The organism is Streptomyces sp. G45 (assembly GCF_049542095.1).
Classification (GTDB): Bacteria; Actinomycetota; Actinomycetes; order Streptomycetales; family Streptomycetaceae; genus Streptomyces.
The window spans coordinates 6,299,687-6,319,319 of sequence record NZ_JBMUZU010000001.1 but is presented as its reverse complement, the minus strand read 5'-3'; the positions used below and the strand labels follow the sequence as shown (position 1 = coordinate 6,319,319).

Genomic DNA, 19,633 nt, shown 5'->3' with positions numbered 1-19,633 from the left:
CTGCTCAGGCGGCGAGTTCCGGCTTCGGCGAGAGCGCCTGGCGGAGCTTGGTGTGGCTGAACTCGGCGAGGACGGGTGCGTGGTCGGAGGCGGTGCGTACGCGGTCGGTGTCGATGACCTCCAGCCGGAGCAGGGCCGTGGCGACCTGGGGGGTGGCGTAGAGGCGGTCGATGCGCCGCATGGGGCCTTGGTCCTTGCGCCACAGGGAGGCGGTGGGGGCCAGCGGGTTGCTGTGCTGCTGGCCCAGTTCGGTGGCGGCGTAGTGGCCCAGTTCGCGGAAGACGGGTGGCTGTCCGCCTTCGCGTTCGCCGGAGAGGATCTCGTCGGGGCGGGTGTCGCAGACGCGGCGGCCGTCGCGTTCGATGGTGCGGTGCTCGTAGTGGGAGCTGTCGGTGATGGTGGTCCAGTCGGGCAGGGGTTCGGTCTCGTTGCGGGTGTGGGGGTAGGAGTTGCAGTCGCCGCCGATGAGGGCGGCCATGCCCGGCTGGCCGAGGACGGTGAGCCGTTTGGCTTCGTTGGCCCGGCGGGCGGGGTCGAAGGTGCACAGGTGGAAGGAGGCGACGCTGAGGTTGGTGGTGCAGCCCTTGAGGCGGACGACGGGGTTGGCGATCGGGTGCCACAGGCCGGTGATGTGCTCGTGGTACTCGACCACGTCGAAGACGGTGGGGTCGACATAGACGCCGACGGGGTTGGCGGAGTCCGGCGTCGCGCTGGCCAGCAGGGGGATGTGGGGGATGTCGCCGCCGAGCCGCCTGGCCTCGGCCCACAGGGCGCGGGCGCCGTGCAGGTGGGCGCGGGTCAGTTCCTGGCGCAGCAGCAGGTGGGGCTTGAGGTCGGCGAGGACGTCCATGGCGGTGTGCCAGCGGGTGGTGTCGCCGTCGGGTTCGGTGCCGTTGTGTTCCAGGTTCCAGGTGACTACGCGGATCACGTCGTCCTGCGGGGCCGGGGACTGGCCCGGGGTCGGGGTTGGGGTTGGGGTCATGGCGTCACACTCCTGATCGATGGGGTCACGGATTCGGTGGTGTCCTCGTCGCGCGCGAGCTCGCCCTGCGGCGGGCGGGCGAAGCGGCGACGCAGGTTAGTCAGCGCCACGGCAGCCGGGGCAGCCCGGCCTCGGCGCGGCGCGCACCCAGCCCGGCCGGGGCCCGGGCCGGGCAGGGCTCGATGCCGTGGGGGCCGGGCTGGTCCTGGGTGCCGTACGTCTGGGCCGTACCGGCGCGGATGTGGCACCGGGCGTGCAGGTGCGCCCGCTGCCCACGGGTGTCCTGCCCCTGCTCGGCGGCCGCGTGGAGCAGGCGCTGGAGGTCGGGGAGGTGATCAGCGTGCGGGACGAGCCACCAGGCCGCCTTGGCGCCCTCGGCCCTGACGAGGTCCAGTCCGGGCCAGCCGTGGTCGGCGATGACGCGCTGCAGCACTTGCGCGTTGGCGTGCTCCAATTGACGGCCCCGACTGATCTCGCCCCCCACCGAGCAGCCCGCGCGCGAGCCGGGCGCGGCAGGAGCGCGCCTTCGACGCGCGGTCCAGCAGGCCGCGGGCCACATCCGGCGGGGGCGGGTGCGCGGTCATGCCGCCTCCGGGGGACGCTCCAGAGCACGGGCGAGGCGTCGGGCGGTGACCGCGGGGATGGAGCCGAGCGCGAGTTGTGCCTCGGCGTTGCAGTGCAGGCAGTCCGGATGGAACTGCGGATCCAGGAACCCGCCGCCGGTCGCCCGCTGGAACGCTTTGCTGAGCCGGGCGGTCAGGAGCTGGGCCTCGGGCCAGTAGGACAGGTCCACCTCGGGGTCCGGTACCGGGCCGCCGAGCAGGCCCGTGAGGCGGTCGGCGGTGATCAGGGAGATCGCTCCGAGTTCGATCCGGCCGTGGTCCACGTACGGGTCGGGCATGTCCAGCCCGCGGGTACGGAAGGCCGCGTGCAGTCGCTCGCTGACGCGCAGGGCCTGTTTGATCGTGCGGCGGATCAGCCGGGTCAACTCATCCGCGGTCTGCGGGCTGACCCAGCCGATGTCCACCTGGCCGGGCCGCTCCATGCTCGGCAGCGCCGAGAGGTTCAGGCCCGCGGCGGTGCACGCGCTGTGCAGGTCCAGCGCGGCGGCTGACGCGGCACGGCGGGCATCGGGGCGGGCGCCGGGCCCTGAGCGGTCGGTGAGCGAGGTGATGGGGGTGACGTTCGTGGTCACGCGGTCTCCAGAGCAGCAGTGCACAACGGTGAAGTGCGGGCAGGTTCAAGGGCGTTGGGTCCAGAAGGCGATGGGTGGGAGCCCCGTTCTTCGCTCCGGCCACGCGCCGTCCCCCAGAAGCGGCAGCCGACGGACGGGGGAGACGGCCCACGTCCAGGTCTCGCTGGCGGTCAGCAGCTCGAAGCGCAGCGGTCGGCCCTTACGCAGGTCACGCAGGACGGCCCTGGCGTTGGACGGGTCGTCCAGCCACCCCGTCGCCGCATCGCTCGACGCGGCGTCCAGTTCGGCGGCCACGTCACTGACCCCGGCACGCATCCAGATCAGCGCGACCCCGGGAGAGGGCGTGGTGATCCCGCTGAGCAGCGGTGTATCGGTGACCGCGCCCAGTGGGCCGGGCTGCTCTTGCGGGGGCGGGCTGACGTCGAGGTGGCACCAGTAGGCGAGAGGCAGCGGCTGACTCATGGCTGCCTCCCGACAGGAGCAGGCTCGGCGAAGGTCGGCAGCGGCTCATCCTGAGCGTCCTGACGGTCGAGGAGGTTCAAGACGAGCAGGCCCAGACGGCGGACGAACCCGGCATCTGGGGGAAGCCCGCGACGGTCGCGTTCAAGGTGGAGATCGGCGGCGAAGCGGATCTGTAGAACCAGGTCATCGTCGGGGTGCCGAGGATCCTGCTGGAGTGCCTCACTCACCAGGCCCCACGCGCACTGGCTGAGCAGGCGCACCGACCGCTCGGACTCCTGCGGCGTCAGCGGCACTGCATCCCGACCGAGAATCCGCTCAAGACAGTCGGACACCTCATCGGCCAGCAGCGACGCCCACAGCACCGCCCGTACCTTCTGCGCGGTCTCAGGCGAAACCGACCACCGGGGCTCAACCTCACTCCAACCTAGGCCAGTTACCGCTCGGACGTGGGGTTCAGGCGTCACGTGGCGGTCTCCTCGCGGGACGTCCCCAAACGCAGCTCCGCCCAGACGCTCTTACCGGTGGCCGTCGGCACGGCTCCCCAGCCGTCGGCGGTCGCAGCGATCATCAGCATCCCGCGGCCGTTCTCGGCGAGTGGGTCCTGCCCGCGTACGACGGGCATGCTCTTGCAGTCGTCGCTCACCACGATCCGTACGGACAGCGGCGACGACTCCAGCCGCAGGTCACACTCGCGCGAGCACGTATGCGTGCCGACGTTGGTCAGCAGCTCCGTCAGGCACAGAAGCGCCGGGTCGATGACCTGATCCCAGCCCCAGTACCGGAGTATCGCCGCGACGATGCGCCGCGTACGCCCGATCTGTTCTGGGTCAGCGGTGAGTTGCTGCTGGTAGTGCGTTCCTGCCCTTGCCGTGACGGCCATGGCTCCTCCAGCACACGAGCGGGTCGACGGCGCATGGACGACGCCGACCAAGATCACAGAGGGTTACCACCCGGAACGGATGCGTTCGGGCCCGAGTCAGCATGCCAGCAGAACGGCTACCGTGAAAGCCGTCTCACAGAATTCTGTGAGAAGAGTTGCATGGCAAACTCGTGTGCCACGCAAGCGAGTTGGCGAAAGCCTGCGAACGTTGCGCGCCATGGCGCAAGATGCGTTGCGGAGGACGAACGTTCGCCGTCAAACTGTCATCGATGCATGGGAGGGGCACCGGGATGAGCGAGGCATCGGAGTCGGCCACGCCGACGTTCGAGGCGGCGACACCGGCGTTGTGTCGGCTTCAACTGGGCAGCGAGCTGCGCCAGCTACGCACCCGCGCTGACATGAAGGCCGCTGAAGTGTGCCGCATACTCTCCTGGTCCGGCTCGAAGCTGACGCGGCTGGAGACCGCTGACAACGGCGTCGTCGAACCTGCGGACGTGATCGCTCTCTGCCAGATCTACCGAGCGACGCCCGACCTACAAGACACCCTCACCGGGTACGCGACGGTCACCAAGACCAAGAAGGACTGGTGGCAGTCACCCGACATCCGTGACGCGATCTCGCCAGGCTTCAAGGCGTACCTCGGGCTCGAAGCCACGGCGGAGAAACTGGAGAACTACGCCAGCGAATACGTGCCCGGCCTCCTTCAGACCGAGGCATATGTGCGTTTCATCCACGAGCGCCGCGGGATTCCTTCTGAGCAGATCGAGCGCAGCGTCGAGGTGCGCATGACGCGCCAGGAAGCCCTTCGCCGTGAGACCAGCCCGCTGGAGTTCACCGCGATCATCAACGAGGCCGTCCTCCGCCGGAAGATCGGCAGCGCGAAGCTGATGAAGGAGCAGCTTCGGCATATGGCTGATCTTGCCGCCGCCAACCCGCACGTCAAGATCCAGGTCGTGCCGTTCGAACTCGGCGCCCATCCAGGGATGAACGGACCCTTCACCGTCTTGAAGTTCGGTCCGCGACTCGGCCTCAAGCCGATCGTCTACCTGGAGAACCTTGTCGGCGCTGGCGTCTCGCGTCGCGAGGACGACGTGAAGCGGTACGACGCAGCGTTCAGCGACCTCCAAGCACTCGCTCCGGGCTATGAGGAGTCCCTGAGCATGATTCACACCGCAAGCAAGGAGTTCTGATGCATTTCCGAGCCGATGACCTGAGCGTCGACTGGTTCACATCGAGCTACAGCAACGACCAGGGAGGCGAGTGCGTCGAAGCGGGCAGGATGCGCGACGGCTCCATGGCCGTCCGCGACTCCAAGAACCCCTGCGGACCCGCCTTCGTCATCCCCCCGCCCCCTGGGCCAAGTTCGTCGATGCCCTCAAGGACGACCACCTCCACAACTAACCTGCGGCACGATGAGCGCCCCTTCGCCACTAAAACGCGAGGGAACGCTCGTCGCTCATAGGTGATGGGTAACGGTTTCGAGTTCGCCTCCCCCAGTCCCTATCCGGGGGGAGGCGAACCCAGCGTCACACGGTCGTGCCCGTGCGGGCCATATCAGAGCGACGGCACTCACCGGTCCGGAACTTCCCATACTGTGACCTCAAGCCGTACGATTCCCTCAGCCGGGACAGCGATAGCGCGCAGGTAGACCGTGCGCCCCTCGCGGGAAACTGTGCAGTAGCGGGCCCCCCTGGCCAGATCCAAGTTGTACGTGCCATTTACCTTCACTGCCTCAACACACTCAGCTTCACTCGGATCAGAGTCAGAAGGAGGTAGCGGGGCGAGTCTGGACTCACCATTGATCGTGCTGAGGTGAGCGTTGCTGATGTCGACGGCTATATCCGTACCCTTGGTGGTAGTACCCAAGATGACCGGAGGTTTAGAATCTAGGTCGATTGCGTCACTACCTTTTGAAAGATCGACGATTTTCGGACCGAATCTAACCTTTGAGGGCGCTTCTCTCGTACCCCCACTGCTGGGCGTTACGGTTGGAGTTGATGAGGCCGGGTCCTTTGCGCCAGTCGACGGCTTCGATTTCCCAGGTAGTGGAGAATCCGCAGACTCTGTCACGCCGTTTGACGAGTTTGGGTCCGCTGAAGTGGATAACCCCTGGTTACTGACGATCAACGTCACGAGGATGCCGACGACGGGGATCAGGATCCCGACAACCCACCATGCCCACCTCGGCTGCTGAGGGTGAGACGGAGTAGACGGTGGCGGCGATGGTGGTAAGGGTGGCGTTGAAGGCGGTGGTGGTAATGGTGCGGAGGCATTCGGTTTACCGTCGTCGGAGTCCCCAGTCATGACACCCAACTTAGTTTCCTCCAGCCTCATCAGGAAGCGAGCGAACCTCGGCCTGTGGCCCTGTGGTCTGAACCCGGTCAGTCCTCAACACACCGTGGCAACAGCCAGCGTCGCCCACGTGCCCCCGCTGCATTGACACCTACCGCCGCGCACGCACCGCGGTCCCTCGGTGACATACGCCCTACGTGAATTGGAACTGCGCTAGCGGCACGTCAGAACGACGGATCAAGAGGCCACGTCGCGTTCGACGACTCGTATGTATGCTCGGCATCACCGATGCGCCCGTGATCACCGTAGTCCCACGTACACCGAGATGCCGCTGGACGCGTCGGTCTCGTCGATTCCTGGTGATCCTCACTGGACGAGCGCTGATCGAGTTCGGCGCGCAGAGCTCGTTCGCGGTGATCGGCAGCGCGTGCGGTGGCGCGGGCTTTGATCGCGTCGGTGCGCAGGGCTTGCGCTCGGCGGCCGTCCTGGCTTTGCGCGATGCCTATGAGCCGCGCCTTCTCGCCCACCAAATCGACTTGCTGGGCTACCACTTCTTCGTGCTCATCGGCGGGGCCCGCGAGGGCTTCGAGTTCACGTAGGTGCTCCCTCGCGGCGTCCAACACCCTGCCCGTCTCGACGGACTGCTGCTGAAGCCGGACACGCTCGGCCTCGGCTCGGGCGCGGGCGTCGCCTCGCAGTACAGGGCGTCCGAATCGGCCGACGGCAGCGAGCTGCGCTTCGAGTTGGTGTTGCTGGTCGGTGATGAGCCCTTGTGCGCGGACGTTCCGGGCCACCGTGTTCGTGAGCGCTCGGTGCTCGTGGATGGCCTCGGCGCGGATGGTCAGGTCGTGGATGCGGCGGCGGAGTTCGAGGACGTTGGGGCCGGTACCTGCTGCCGCCTGCTGCTCGGCGTGGTCGGCCTTGGCTTCGGCCTCGTCCGCGGCGGCGCCCGCGGAACGTGCCGCGAGGGCAGCCTTGCGGATCGCGTCGCGCAGAGCCTGGGTGCTGAGGTGCCGGTAGGGGCGAGCGTCGTCCCGGGTGGCGGTGTCAGGGGACGGGTCGGCCGCGCGGCTGGGGGCACGGCGCTGCTGATTGGGGGGCTCTGGGGCGGCCTCGGGGGCGTCGTCGCGGTCCCGCTGTCCGTCTCCGGGTGCCCGCGGGACGGGGAGGCCGCCGACCAGGTCCCGGATGTGGTGGGGGACGGCGGCTTCGGGGAGTTCGGTGAGGATCATGCGTTCCTCGGTGCCGGTCTCGATCTCGCGGATGAGTCCGGCTACTGCCCGGTCGAGCTGCTCCTGCTCGGTCTGGGGGGTGCCTGCGCGGGCGCGGTCGGCGTCGGTCTCGTAGAGGGCCAGCGGAAGGAAGAGGTGGCTCTCCTTCTTGTCGCGGCTGAGCATGGTGTAGAGCGCGTTGGCCTGAGCACCGGGGCCGTAGACGAGGGCCTCGTTGGCGGTGAGGCCCTGGCTCTTGTGGCCGGTGATCGCGTAGCCGAGGCTCAGTCCGCCCTGCGCGATGTAGTCGGCGTCGACCCACTCGGCGTGGTCGCGGTGGCCATCGGCCGTCTTCTCGCGCCACTCCACCAGAACGCGGCGGTCCGCGTCCACATCACGGACGAGGCCACGGTAGCCGTTGAGCACGTCATGCTGTTCGTCGTGGGTTCGCTTGGCGCGGTAGTCGTTGGTGCGGAGCAGGACCTGGTCGCCGATGGCGAGGGTCAGTTCGCGCCCTCCGGCGAGGGCGTAGGTGTGCTCGGGGCCGGTCAGTTCGCCGTTGGCCTTGCGCAGTGCGCGGGCGCCGAGGTTCAGTTCCTCGACGACCTCGTTGGTGGCGGCGAGCATGAGGAGCTGCTGCACGGCGGTGTGGTCGTCGGTGTACGCGGCCCGTTTGTCGGCCCACACCGTGAGCATCGCCGCGAGCGTCTCGTCCTTGTCCGCGAGGGCGTGCACCCGGCCGGTGCCGACCAGGGTGCGGAGCGATTCGACGCGCCGGTCATCGCGCCACAGTTGGAGGGCGCGGCGCTCGATGGCGTCGGTCTGCCGGAAGTTCTCGGTGAGGGTGAGCCCGCCGACCAGGTGGTGGACGGCGGCGAAGTGGCCGCCGACGCCGGGGCTGTGCAGTTGCTTGGGATCGCCGATGCCGACGACCTTGGTGCCGGTGGTCGCAGCGTGTTCCAGCAACCGGGCGACGTCGCGGTCATCGCACATGGCGGCTTCGTCGACGACCAGGACGTCCACGCCGTGGAGCCCACGGCCACCGGTCTGGATGCTGGTGAGCCAGGAGGCGAGCGTGCGGGAGGTGATGCCCGCCTCGGCCTTGAGGTTGGCGGCGGCGACGGCGGCGGTGCTCGCCCCGGCGACCACGAGCCCTTGGGCCTCCCATGCCTGTCGGGCGGCATCCATGATCGTGGTCTTGCCCGCGCCCGCGACCCCGATCACCGCGTCGACGCCATGCCCGGCCGTGAGCAGGCGCTCCAGGACCGCGCGCTGCTCGGCGGAGAACGCGAAGCCCTGCTGGGCCTCGGCCGTGGACACCGTCATCGCGACGGTGTCGGCGCTGACGACGGCGGCCTGCTCGCCCAACCGCCGGGTCGTCTCGGAGACGATCACCGTCTCGGCGGCGACGATGTCCGCGGTCGTGTACCGGGCCGCGTGGGTGAAGTGCTGGGGCCCCTTGGGGTTCAGCTCCACGGCGTATCCCGCGTGCCGGAGTACGGCGGTGGTGAGCTGCTCGGCCTCGGCAGCGCTGGCGACGCCGCGGGGAAGGGCATCGAGTACGGCCGCGATGGCGGCGGCGTGCGTGAACTCCTTGGAGTGGCTGGTGAGCCCGCTCTTGGGGTCGAAGATGATGCGGCACAGCTCGTCCAGACCGGGGTTCGGCTGCTCGGTGACCTCGCCGATCGCGCGGGAGGTGAGCGCGTCGGGGTCGTCACCGGCGGCGCGTCCTTCGGCCTGCCAGTACGCGCGCAGCACATCGTCCGCGACACCGGTGGCCTCGCCGTTCTTGGCGGCCTTGGACGCCGCGGACACGGCCGTGCGCTGGCGCACGGTGGCCTCGTCGTAGTCCAGCCCAAGCCTGCGCAGCAACTCGCGGACCTGGCCGTCGCGCTTGCTGAACAGCCTGATCGTGGCTTCGGGGATGGCGGCGATCTCCCACGCGCCGGTCCGCTCCTCGCGACGGAAGCGAATGCCGTAGCGGTCGCTGAGTTCGTGGCGGACCCGGGCGTTCATCAGCGACTGCGTCGCGCGGGCGTGACGGTGCAGGTCTCGGCCGCCCGCGGCGACGGTGGACCACTTGCCGTCGCTGCCCTTGACCATGTTGGCCAGCGTGAAGTGCAGGTGGAAGTGCGGGTCACCGTATGGCGCCCCGCCCACGGGCCGAGCGGCGCGGTGGATCATCATCCAGCCGGAGAAGCCGCTCGTGTCGATCTTCTCGGCTTCCTCGCCGTCGCCGTGGTGGCCGCGCATCGCGTACGCGGTCCAGCGCTCCAGCGCCTCGATGGACTCGCGTCCGGCGCCGGTACAGATCGCCTCCACCTCGTCGGCGATCTCCCGCGGGGCGTAGGCGCCGAACACGGAGTAGGTCTTGGGGAGATCCAGCGTGACATCCGCGCCCCGGTTGCCGACCTCAACGCGCCCCTCCCGCATCGCGGCCTTGATCTCTTCGGTGTCCCAGACCTCGCTGACATCGAGCCCCGCGGCCTTGGCCATGGCGACGGCCTCACGGACGTCCATCGGCAGATCCCGCAGCCGCCGTTCGCCTTCGGCCTCGACCTGGGCGTAGCGGCGCTTCATGGACGGCGAGCGGAAGAGGTCCACCGGCTGTTGCCCGCTCGCGCGGGCCTTCTCCTCGACCGCGCGCAGAAGGGCACGGGCGTCGAGCCGCCCACCGGCCTCGGCGGTGAGCGCCTGCTCCACGGCCTGTTCGCCGTACAGCTCGACCGCGTCGACGCCCACGGCGCCTGCCAGCTTGAGCAGGGTGGACACCGGGACCTTGTACGCTTCGCCGAACCGGGTGAGCTGCCGCTCCATGGTGGCGAAGGCCGCCCGCTTACGCCCCGAGTCCAGCAGCGACTCCGGCCGCACACCTCGCTCGGCGGCGGTCCTGCGGATCGCCCGGACCAGGGGCGCGGCGGGGAGCTTAGCCGCCGGGGCGATCGCCAACTTCGGCTCCACGAGGGCCTGACCGGTGCGCGGGTCCTCGCCCCGCATCAGGCGACGAGCGCCCTGGAAGTGCTCGGGGGCCAGCACGCTGCCGGGCACGATCCCGAACTCCCGGAGCCCCTGCCCGATCCACACCAGCGGGCGCTCGCTCGCATCCAGGTGGTAGTCCACCTGGCCATCCGCCCGGGAGGCGGGGAGGGCCTCATCGCCGTACAGATCACGGGGGTTGAGCCCCGCCGCGGTGGCCAATTCGACGGCGTCGAAGCCGGTGAGGACGGTGTCCTTGCCGTTCCGAAGGTGCGTGCGGGCGCGGAAGTAGATCTTCTTGGCCTCCACGGCGCCCAGGAGGGCGGCGACGCTGGTTCCGGCCTCGGCAGCGGCGGCCTCGACCGCGGCCACGAGGGGCGCGGCATCGACGGTGACGGCCTTCCCGCACCCGTGCCCGCCGGTCAGCCGGTACTCGACCTGCTCGTCGGACGGGCCGATCATCGTCACCCACGCCACCGGACCGCCCCACCCTCCTCCGGTCAGGCCACCTCGTTCATGATCATCGTATCGTCACGAAGTGACGATACCTTGGTCCTTGTTAGTCAAGATCGACTCTGCTGAGTGAGGGGCCGCTCCGACGGCTGCTGTCCGGTACGGCTTGACCTTGCAGATGTCAGCTCTAAGCTGCATGCGATCTTGCATAGGTCAGCGTGACCTTGCATCGAGGGGCGGGGTTAGCCGTACATGGCACATGCGTTAGGGGTCCTTCAGGGCGGTTCCGCCGGGCCGCCGGCGGTCGGCTTCGAGGTGGTGTACGTCGCCTCGGACGGGTCGGAGGTGCGGCGCTCGCTGGCGGACGTATGGGCGGTGCGGTTCGAGGACGTCGCGCCCGTACGTGCCTTCGCCTCGTACCGCGGCCAGCGGAACTTGCCGGGCCTGTGGTGGTCGGCGACGGCGGGCGGGCACATCGGGTACGAGTCGTGGCTGGAGCGGGACCACGTGATGCTGCTGGACTTCGATCCGGCGGTGGCGGGCATCTCCTCGCAGCCGTTCTGGCTGTTCTGGTCCTCCCAGGCGGGCAAGCCGGTCTCGCACGCGCCGGACTACTTCGCTCGCCGGGGCGATGGCTCGGCGATCGTCGTCGACTGTCGCCCGGCCGAGCGTCGTCGGGCGAGGGACTGGGTGAAGTTCGAGGCGACCCGGGCGGCCTGCGATCAGGTGGGGTGGGAGTTCCGGCTGCTGGGGGCGCCGGATGCGGTGAGGGTGCGGAACGTGCGGTGGCTGGCGGGCTATCGCCACCCGCGCCACCGGATGGAGCCGGTGGCCTCCCATCTGCTGGCGGCGTTCGCCGAGCCGGCGGCACTGATGGACGGCGCCTTGGTGGTGGGTGAGCCGGTGACGGTGCTGCCGGTGCTGTTCCATCTGCTGTGGTCGCACGAGCTGACGGTGGACGTCTCGGTGCCGCTGCACGCCGATGCGCTGGTGTCGCCGGGGGATCCACGGTGAGGGCCGGCGGTGAGGGGGCGGTGCTGCGGGTCGGGGACTGGGTCACCTTCGACGACGGCCACCACCAGGTGGTGGCCCTGGCGGGAACGGCGGTGCGGCTGCGCTCGTCCGGCGGGGACGAGTCGGTGGTGCTGGCCGCCTACTTGATGGCGGCGCCGGACTTTGCGGTGGTGGGCACGGAGCCGCTGCCCGCGCTGGAGCCGTCCGGGCTGTTGGAGACGCTGCCGGAGGCGGCGCGGGCGGCGGCGGTGGAGTGGGAACGGCACGTGGTGGAGGTGGACACCGGACTGCCGCCCGGCGCGGAGCCGGGCACGCCGGTCCGGCCCGAGTACGACCCTGCGCGGCCGTTGGGGGAGCGGGCGAGGGCGAAGGCGGACGAGCTGGCGGTGAGTCTGCGCACGGTGATGTCCAAGCGGTCGCGTTACGCCCAGCAGGGGTTGTGGGGGCTGGTCGATCAGCGTCTGGTGCGGGTGACGGAGGCGACAGGCCGGGCCGATGCCCGGCTGGTGGCCGCGGTGAGGCAGGTGCTGGACGACGAGACGCACGCCTCGACCGGCACGCGTTCGCGGCTGATGCGGCGGGTGGTGAAGCTGGTGGAGGACACCTACGGCGAGGGGGTGGTGCCGCTGCCGAGCCGGAACACCTTCTACAAGCTCATCGACGCGCTTTCCACCGGCCGGCACTCCTTCGGTTCAGCGGTCACCCGGCGGCAGACGGCGAACCGGCCGGCGGGGGCGTTCACGCCGACGTTCGCGGACCGGCCCGGAGAACAGGTACAGATCGACTCCACCCCGCTGGATGTGATGGTGGTCCTCGACTCCGGGGTGGTTGCCCGTGCGGATCTGACGATCGCGGTCGATGTCGCCACCCGCACGATCTGCGCGGCGGTGCTGCGGCCGGTGAGCACCAAGGCGGTGGACGCCTCGCTGCTGCTGGCGCGGATGCTGGTGCCGGAGCCGATGCGGCCGAGCTGGCCAGTGAGCCTGCGGATGGCGGCCTCGCGGATGCCGCACCGGCAGCTGCTGGATGCGGATGCGCGGATGGAACAGGCCGCCGCGAAGCCGGTGATCGTGCCGGACGCGGTCGTGATCGACGGCGGCAAGGTGTTCATCTCCGACGCCTTCATCCGCACCTGCGCACGGTTGGGCATCTCCGTCCAGCGCGCCCGCCCGCGCACGCCGACGGACAAGGCGATCGTGGAGGCGACGTTCTCGGCGATCAACACGCTGTTCTGCCAGCACCTGGCCGGCTACACCGGCCGGGACGTCTCGCGCCGCGGTGAGCGGTTGGAACAGGCCGCGGTCTGGACGATCCCCGAACTGCAGAGCCTGCTGGACGAATGGCTGCTGGCCGGGTGGCAGATGCGGCCGCATGACGCGCTGCGGGACCCGTTTCGGCCAGGGAAGGCGATGTCGCCGAACGACAAGTACGCCTCGCTGGTCGCGGCCTGCGGCTACTTGCCGCTGGTCCTGCGCGGGGAGGACTATCTGGAGCTGCTGCCGGTGGCCTGGCGGGCGATCAACGACTACGGCATCCGGATCGCGCACCGCACCTACGACACCGCCGAGCTGGGACCCTGTCGGCGTCAGCACTCCGGCCACGCGGGCAAGCGCGGGCTGTGGGAGGTGCACTACGACCCTTACGACCTCTCGCAGGTCTTCGTCCGCACCGACGGCGGATGGATCACCGCGCCGTGGGTGCACCTTCCGTTGGTCAGTGCCCCGTTTGCGGACTTCACCTGGGCCCATGCCCGCCGCCTGGCCGCCGAGGCCGGCCTGGACGACACCAACGAGGCCGCCGTCGCCCGCGTCCTGGATGCGCTGCTGACCCGCGCCGAGCACGGACCGGATACGGCCACGGCCCGCGTGGTGGGCCGCACCCGCGCAGCCGCCGCTCTGCCGGCCCCGGCCGCACCGCCCGAAATCGAAAGCACCCCCGGCCCCGAACAGGAATCCGCGGCGGCCTCCCCGTCCGCCGAGGTGGTGCCCTTCGGGGTCTTCGACGCCCACGCCGAAGCCGAAAGGTGGCTATGAGCACGTCCTTGACGGTCCCGACGACGGAGACGGAGCCGGCCGAAGGAGCCCCGCCGGATTCCCCGCTGACCACCAAGGAGGGCTGGCGCCGTTACGTCGAGCACGAGACCGTCCCGCCGCAGCATCGGACGGCCGCCGAGCGGGCCGCGCTGACCGGTCGGGAACGGGCCCGTGAGGACGAGTGGCGCCGGGAGTATCACGCGGACCTGCCGATGGTGAACACCCCGACCATCCGCAAGGTCATCGCCACCGCCCGGCTGCTGATCCAGCTCAACCGCCACCAGGTCTCCGCCCGCCGGGGCATGATCCTCTCCGGTGCCTCCGGCACCGGCAAGACCACCGCGCTGACCCAGCTGGGCCGCGCGCACGAGCTGGCCACACGCAAGCGCCATCCGCGCGACGGGGTCCGCCTGCCGGTCATCTACGTCACCGTCCCGCCGGCGGCAACCCCGAAGATGCTCGCGATGGAGTTCGCCCGTTTCTACGGCCTGCCCTTCCCCAAACGGGGGTCCACCCTCCCCGACATCGTGGACGCGGTCTGCGCGACCGCCGCCCACACCCACGTCGATCTCGTCCTGGTGGACGAGCTGCACAACCTCAACCTGGCCACCCGCTCCGGCGCGGAAGCCTCCGACCAGCTGAAGTACTTCGCCGAACGCCTGCCCGCCACGTTCGCCTACGCGGGCATCGACATCGAGACCCAGGGCCTGTTCGCGGGCACCCGCGGCCGTCAGATCGCCGGACGGTTCGTCGTCATTCCCGCTGCCCCGTTCTCTCACGCCACCGCCGCCGACCAGGAGACGTGGCGGGCTCTGATCGGCACCCTGGAGTCCTTGCTCCGTCTTCACGAGCACGCCCCGGGCACGCTGAGTGCGATGAGCGGCTACCTCTTCCAGCGCACCGGCGGCATGATCGGCAGCCTCTCCCAGCTCATCCGCGGCGCCGCCGTGCTGGCCATCGAGGACGGCAGCGAGCGCATCACGAGGGAGCTGCTGGAGCTGGTTCCCCTCGACTTCGCCGCCGAGCAGACCCAGCAGATGATCACTCCGGCCAATGTCAAGGGCCGCCGCAGGAGCGTGGCCTGATGCTCCTGCCCCGGCTTCCTGATGCGGTGCCTCCGGCCCGGCACGAGATCGCCGTCTCCTACATCAGCCGCCTGGCCACTCTGCACGGCATGGATCCGCAGATCCTCTGGATGCAGGTCACCCGTCCGGAGCGGGACGGCGCCGCCCGACGCGTTCCCATCCCCGAACAGCTTGCCGCGCTCACTGGCCGCAGCGTCTACGCTCTGGCCGGGGCCCTGCCGGAACTGCGCGACCCGCCGCCCGACTGGGCGATGTTCCGCCACGCCACGCAGGTCGGCTGTCAACTCTGCGACGCCCGCCACCCGGGCGGCCGGGTGGTCAGGCTTCTGCCGCACCACGCCTACGTCTGCCTGCGGCACGGCACCTGGATCGGCCCGCCCGACATTGACCACCCCGCCGTCGACCTCAGCCACCTTCCCGACGTCATCGACGCCCAGCGCCGCCACCACCTCGTCCTGCGGCGCTACGGCTGGCAAGCCACTTACGACGCGGTGCTGTCCGCCTTCATGATCTGCGCGCACATCTGGGCCGACGGCCGCCTGCCCGGCGAGGACTTCCACACCTGGAACACCTGGGACAGCAGGACGTACACGCTCATCCCCTACGACCACGCCGCCAAGTCCTACAGCTCCTACAGCACCTCCAAGCTGTTCGCCGCCATCTATCCCGAAGCCATCGCCCTGGCACCGCTGATCGCCTCCCCCTACTGGCGGCAGATGGCCTCCGGCACCACCACCGAGCAGGCCCGGTTCTTCACCGAAGTCAGCAAGCGCGTCACCTACCCCTGCAACGACCCTGGCCGCGGGGACGCCGTCGCACACTGGGCCATCGCCGACTCCTGGCGCCCGCCCTCGAAGCCGCTGACGACCTACACCCCCGGCCGGGTCCGCGGCAAGATGTCACCCCTCCACGCCAGCCGAGTCGCACGCCACAACAACAGCGTGAAGTGGTACAGCCGCATCCAACGAAACCAGGGCCGCACGCTCCTGTTCCACAACCACCTCAAGCCCGTCCTCCTGCGCGAGCGGACACCGCAATACGTGAAGTGGGAAGGCACCGTCTGGCACAGTAGCCGGACCGATGACCTCATGAAGGAAGAGGTCGCGCGACGACGCAAAGAACTCCAGGCCGGGGCGGCGCGCTTGAGGCGCCAGCGGACGGAAAATGCCAGATCGAACTGCACGGACCAGGAGTGGGTTGTCCAGTGACATAGAGTGCTGCGGATTGAGGCGCGGACTTCCCGGCGCGCTCGACATCGAGTGACCGACACCGCGCCTCACGACCGCGTACGGCCGTACTGGTGACGGCATGCTGACGTTGTGCGGGCGCTGAGGCTTTCGACGCCCCACTGGACCAAGAGCAGCAGGGGAACAGGATGGGGAGCGTGCTGGCCAGCTCTCTGAGCTGCCGGTTTCCGTATCGTTTCCCTGATCAGCATGGGGATTTCCGTACGACGTCGGGGCGAGCCACGTCTGGGAGGAGGCGCTCCCACTCGTGCGGTGCCGGTGCTGCGGCGGTACGACAGGCGTGTTCCAGCGCCCATGGCTGGGACAGTTTCCACGTGCGGGTCGAACCGAGTTCCCCGACGACGGTTACCTGGTTGTCGTCCGGTGAGAAGCGCAGGGCGAGGATGGGGCCTTGATTGCTTGTGAGAGTAAGGGTTCGCTTGCCGTCTTCGAGGTCCCACAGCGTCACCGTGCCGTCGCGGGTGCCGATGGCGATTGTTTCTCCGCGCGTGTCGTAGGCGAGTGCGGTGACTGGTGAAGAGAAGGCTGCGAGGATCTGCATCTGCTTGCCGGGCGTGAGACTGCGGAGCTCGACGACACGGTCCGCGCCGACGGCGAGCGTCTGGTTGTCGGGGCTGAAGGCGAGGGCTTGCACGGTGCCGGTGGCCCACCAGCCGGGACGTCGTTCAGGGCCGCTGTCGGTCATGGTCCACACTCGGATTTGGTTGGAGTACCCGCCGACTGCCACGAGGGCGCCGTCCGCGCTGACAGCAACTCCGTGCTGTGCCCCGCCACCGTTGACCAGATCCAGATCGTAGGGTTTCGCGGTCTTCCGCTTCAGGTCCCAGACCCGGAAGCGTCCGTCCTGTCCTCCGGCTGCCAGGAGGTGTCCGCCCTCGCCCCCGCGGGCGAGACCGTGCACCGGGCCTGCCTTCATACGCAGTGTGCGGCACCGACCGGAGCTCCGGTACCGGATGATGCCGCCTTGCGTGTCGTCGGCGCCGATGACCAGGCCGCCGGGCCCGTACGCCGCGGCGCGGGGCAGCGCGCCGGTGCAGCCGTCGCCGCGCCAGGCGCCTGTGTCCCACAGGGCCACGGTCTGGTCGCTGGCGCCGCTGGCCATCAGCGCGCCGTTGCGGGAGAACGCCACCGTGTGAACCGATGCGCTGTGGCCGTCGAGTACGGCGAGGGGACGTCTGGCGGGAACATCCCACAGGACGACTCGCTGGTCTTCCCCCGCAGTGGCGAGCACCCGTGCGTCGCCGCGAAAGGCGACCCGCCAGATCCGGCCGTCGTGGTGTTTCAGGGCTCCGATCCGCTGCCAGTCGGAGGTGCGCCACAGGTAGACGACGCCGTCGTCGCCTACGGCGGCCAGCAGCTCACCGTCGGGGCTGAAGGCCACGTCGTGCAGGATCGTCGCCGCAGTCTTCAGGCCGCCCGGCAACGCGTTCGTGCCTGCGTCTGCTCTATCGGAGGAGGGGCTGGCTTGGCGCCGCCACAGCCGCACTGCTCCGTCATGCCCTGCCCCCGCTACCCAGGCCCCGTCGGGATGGAGAGCTAGCCCGTCCATGGGACCCGCCCAGGACGGGGACCGCGTTGCCCTGAGTCCGTCGACAAGCCGGAGTTCGACCCCGGTGCCGGCCGCGGCGATGACCATGCCGTCCCTGCTGAATTCCAGTGCCCCCAATGCCGTGCCGTGACGCAGGGTGGCCCTCGCGAGCTGCTTGCCAGACCTGGTGTCCCACAGCCACAGGCCGCCGTCCCGGCTGGCGCCGGCCACCCGGCGGCCGTCCGGGCTCACGGCGATGGCCTGCAGAGGCTGCCCACTCAGCGTGCGGATCCGCCTCCGCCGCTGGACGTCCCACACCGCTGCACGGCCTGTGCCATCGCTGGTGGCCAGGATGCGGCCGTCGTCGCTGAGACTGGTCGACCACAGCATGCCGGCGTGGCCTGACAGCCGACCCATGAAGCCCTGGGCCTGGGTGCTGAGCAGGGCGCCCTCCGACTGCGGAGTGGCTCGTTGCCTGAACGCTGTCGCGGCGAGCAGCGCGGACACATCTGGTCGGGTACGGGCGAGTCGACCTGATTCGGCGGACAGCAGCCCGGCCAGGGCCAGCCTCTGCTGCCCGTGGGCCCGGGCGGTCTGCCGCTCGGCTTCACGGGCCAGGCCCACCGCGATCAGGCTGCTCACCACGGCGATCACCAGCAGTGCCGCGAGAGCGCCGACGAGCCGTCGCAGCCTGCGATTGCGCCCGCGCTCCACCTCACGCTCGGCCTCCTCGTGATCTCGGCTGGCTTGACAGAACTCACGCTCAGCAGGGCGGAGAGCACGCCCTGACCTGCCCTGCTCCTCCAGCCAGTCCGACACTGCGGCGAGGCGGGCTCCGCGCAGAAGGAGGGAGGAGTCCTTGCCTTCCTCCTGCCAGAGGCGGGCGGATTCCGCGAGCTGCTGATGGAGCCTGAGTCGGGCGCGGTCCGCGTCGATCCATGCGCGCAGGCGGGGCCAGGCCCGCAGCAGCGCCTCGTGGCTGATCTCGACGCAGGTGGCGTCAGCGGTCAGCAGCCGAGCCCGGGTGAACGCCTCCACCACCCCTTCCGCCGCGGTGCCCGCCTCGGCCAGTGTGTCCTGGTCGGCCGGCTGCCGGACGTCGTCCTCGCCCGCACCGACCCGCACCATGCTCAGCATCACAGCCCGGGCCGCATCCTGTTCCCTGGAGGTGAGCCGGTCGTAGACGCGCTCGGCGGTGGCGGCGACGGCGCCGTGGACGCCACCGGTGCGCTGGTACCCAGCGACGGTGAGCACACCGTCCTCCCGGTGCTGCCAGGTGGCGCGCAGCGTGTGGGAGAGCAGCGGCAGCGCCCCAGCGGTACACAGCTCGGTGCCGGGGGCGGCGCCTAGGTCCCGCAGCAGCACCTCGACCAGACCCGGCTCCAGCGTGAGTCCTTCGGCGGCGGACGGCTCGGTGATCGCCTGCCGGAGTTCCGTGGTCGACATCGGACCGAGCGGCAGTGAACGCTCGCGGAGCGCGGCGAGGAGCGGTGGGTGCGCCAGGCAGTGCCCGTAGAAGTCGGCCCGTATGCCGATGGCGACCGGCAACCCGCTACTCGCGTGCTGGCACACTGCGCGCACGAAAGCCTCGCGTTCCGCCTCATTGGCGCAGAGCGTGAACAGTTCCTCGAACTGGTCCACGATCAGCAGGGCGTACGACTCCAGGGGGCGTCGGCCGTCGTGCTCGCGCAGCCCGTCCATCGGCTGGGCCGTGGGCGTCAGGTGCAGTACGTCCGGGCCGCCGGGCTGCCGCGCAGGGAGGGCACCACGGCCGACCGCCGCTGCCAGTCCCGCCCTGAGCAGTGACGACTTGCCGATCCCGGACGGTCCAATCACCACCACGGGGTGCCCGGCTGTGCTCGGGTCCGCCAGTAGTCCCAGCAGATCGGCGACTGCCCGCTCCCGGCCGAAGAACCAGCGTGCGTCCTCCGTACGGAATGACGTCAGCCCCGGATACGGGCACCTGCCCGTGCCAGGCCCTACCGCCAGTGCGAGGAGGGCACCACCGGCGTCGAGCGCCTGGTCACAGGCCCGGGCGAAGCCCTCTCCCGGCCGCTGCAGACCGCGCTCCAGGCGGCTCAGATACCCCTTGCTCGTGCCCAGCTTCCTGGCCAGCCTCTCCAGTGATAGCCCTTGAGCCAGACGCAGCCGCCGCAGCTCGATACCGAACGTGACGTCGTCACCATCGGGCTCCATCACGTCCCCTTCCCGCTGCACCGCGCCACCAACGCCCTGAAGCGTTCAACGACCTCCCGAGCGCGTGGTGACGCAGCAG

At 69.9% G+C, this 19,633-nt stretch carries 14 protein-coding genes; 6 read left to right on the top strand and 8 right to left on the bottom strand.

Annotation, left to right across the window (positions count from 1 at the left end):
* Positions 1–4 precede the first annotated feature (4 nt).
* The 6 genes from ACOBQU_RS26630 to ACOBQU_RS26605 form a co-directional block, all read right to left on the bottom strand.
* A complete protein-coding gene (locus ACOBQU_RS26630; protein WP_423630231.1) occupies positions 5–982 on the bottom strand; it encodes an endonuclease/exonuclease/phosphatase family protein in 978 nt (325 codons plus the stop codon).
* A 100-nt stretch (positions 983–1,082) separates the two neighbouring features.
* Complete coding sequence (locus ACOBQU_RS26625) at positions 1,083–1,541, bottom strand: DUF6624 domain-containing protein (RefSeq protein WP_423630229.1); 459 nt, start codon at positions 1,539–1,541, stop codon at positions 1,083–1,085.
* A 21-nt stretch (positions 1,542–1,562) separates the two neighbouring features.
* Entirely contained in the window at positions 1,563–2,177 is a 615-nt protein-coding gene (locus ACOBQU_RS26620; RefSeq protein ID WP_423630227.1) for a hypothetical protein, read from the bottom strand.
* A gap of 45 nt (positions 2,178–2,222) precedes the next feature.
* Positions 2,223–2,639, bottom strand: coding sequence for a hypothetical protein (locus ACOBQU_RS26615; RefSeq protein WP_423630225.1), 417 nt, complete (start codon positions 2,637–2,639; stop codon positions 2,223–2,225).
* Positions 2,636–3,001, bottom strand: coding sequence for a hypothetical protein (locus ACOBQU_RS26610; protein ID WP_423630224.1), 366 nt, complete (start codon positions 2,999–3,001; stop codon positions 2,636–2,638). Before ACOBQU_RS26610 ends, ACOBQU_RS26615 begins: the two co-directional genes overlap by 4 nt.
* A 98-nt stretch (positions 3,002–3,099) precedes the next feature.
* The gene (locus ACOBQU_RS26605; RefSeq protein ID WP_423630222.1) at positions 3,100–3,519 is read right to left on the bottom strand and encodes an ATP-binding protein; all 420 of its coding nucleotides are present in this window, start codon (positions 3,517–3,519) and stop codon (positions 3,100–3,102) included.
* Positions 3,520–3,809: 290 nt separating this feature from the next.
* On the opposite strand from ACOBQU_RS26605, the gene ACOBQU_RS26600 reads away from it, so the two are divergent.
* On the top strand, positions 3,810–4,709 hold the full coding sequence (locus ACOBQU_RS26600) for a helix-turn-helix domain-containing protein (RefSeq protein ID WP_423630220.1): 900 nt from the start codon (positions 3,810–3,812) through the stop codon (positions 4,707–4,709).
* Positions 4,709–4,981, top strand: a complete 273-nt coding sequence (locus ACOBQU_RS26595; protein WP_423630218.1) for a DUF397 domain-containing protein — start codon at positions 4,709–4,711, stop codon at positions 4,979–4,981. The genes ACOBQU_RS26600 and ACOBQU_RS26595 overlap by 1 nt, the downstream gene beginning before the upstream one ends.
* 1,054 nt (positions 4,982–6,035) lie before the next feature.
* Here ACOBQU_RS26595 and mobF read toward each other — a convergent pair.
* Entirely contained in the window at positions 6,036–10,475 is a 4,440-nt protein-coding gene (gene mobF / locus ACOBQU_RS26590) for a MobF family relaxase (protein ID WP_423630216.1), read from the bottom strand.
* A 228-nt stretch (positions 10,476–10,703) separates the two neighbouring features.
* Between mobF and ACOBQU_RS26585 the strand changes: the two genes are divergently transcribed.
* Genes ACOBQU_RS26585 through ACOBQU_RS26570 form a run of 4 tightly spaced genes read left to right on the top strand, consistent with a single transcriptional unit; the run spans position 10,704 to position 15,791 of the window.
* On the top strand, positions 10,704–11,465 hold the full coding sequence (locus ACOBQU_RS26585) for a TnsA-like heteromeric transposase endonuclease subunit (protein ID WP_423630214.1): 762 nt from the start codon (positions 10,704–10,706) through the stop codon (positions 11,463–11,465).
* Positions 11,466–11,485: 20 nt separating this feature from the next.
* Complete coding sequence (locus ACOBQU_RS26580; RefSeq protein ID WP_423630212.1) at positions 11,486–13,498, top strand: integrase; 2,013 nt, start codon at positions 11,486–11,488, stop codon at positions 13,496–13,498.
* Positions 13,495–14,583, top strand: a complete 1,089-nt coding sequence (locus ACOBQU_RS26575; RefSeq protein ID WP_423630211.1) for an AAA family ATPase — start codon at positions 13,495–13,497, stop codon at positions 14,581–14,583. The genes ACOBQU_RS26580 and ACOBQU_RS26575 overlap by 4 nt, the downstream gene beginning before the upstream one ends.
* Complete coding sequence (locus ACOBQU_RS26570) at positions 14,583–15,791, top strand: hypothetical protein (RefSeq protein WP_423630209.1); 1,209 nt, start codon at positions 14,583–14,585, stop codon at positions 15,789–15,791. Before ACOBQU_RS26575 ends, ACOBQU_RS26570 begins: the two co-directional genes overlap by 1 nt.
* 223 nt (positions 15,792–16,014) lie before the next feature.
* On the opposite strand, the gene ACOBQU_RS26565 is transcribed toward ACOBQU_RS26570, so the two are convergent.
* Positions 16,015–19,554, bottom strand: coding sequence for a helix-turn-helix domain-containing protein (locus ACOBQU_RS26565; RefSeq protein ID WP_423634729.1), 3,540 nt, complete (start codon positions 19,552–19,554; stop codon positions 16,015–16,017).
* Positions 19,555–19,633: the final 79 nt, after the last annotated feature.

Bases quoted from the DNA above. Each gene is read 5' to 3' on its own strand.
- ACOBQU_RS26630 (WP_423630231.1), bottom strand. From the start codon at position 982: ATGACCCCAACCCCAACCCCGACCCCGGGCCAGTCCCCGGCCCCGCAG.
- ACOBQU_RS26625 (WP_423630229.1), bottom strand. From the start codon at position 1,541: ATGTGGCCCGCGGCCTGCTGGACCGCGCGTCGAAGGCGCGCTCCTGCC.
- ACOBQU_RS26615 (WP_423630225.1), bottom strand. From the start codon at position 2,639: ATGAGTCAGCCGCTGCCTCTCGCCTACTGGTGCCACCTCGACGTCAGC.
- ACOBQU_RS26605 (WP_423630222.1), bottom strand. From the start codon at position 3,519: ATGGCCGTCACGGCAAGGGCAGGAACGCACTACCAGCAGCAACTCACC.
- ACOBQU_RS26600 (WP_423630220.1), top strand. From the start codon at position 3,810: ATGAGCGAGGCATCGGAGTCGGCCACGCCGACGTTCGAGGCGGCGACA.
- ACOBQU_RS26595 (WP_423630218.1), top strand. From the start codon at position 4,709: ATGCATTTCCGAGCCGATGACCTGAGCGTCGACTGGTTCACATCGAGC.
- ACOBQU_RS26585 (WP_423630214.1), top strand. From the start codon at position 10,704: ATGGCACATGCGTTAGGGGTCCTTCAGGGCGGTTCCGCCGGGCCGCCG.
- ACOBQU_RS26575 (WP_423630211.1), top strand. From the start codon at position 13,495: ATGAGCACGTCCTTGACGGTCCCGACGACGGAGACGGAGCCGGCCGAA.
- ACOBQU_RS26570 (WP_423630209.1), top strand. From the start codon at position 14,583: ATGCTCCTGCCCCGGCTTCCTGATGCGGTGCCTCCGGCCCGGCACGAG.
- ACOBQU_RS26565 (WP_423634729.1), bottom strand. From the start codon at position 19,554: ATGGAGCCCGATGGTGACGACGTCACGTTCGGTATCGAGCTGCGGCGG.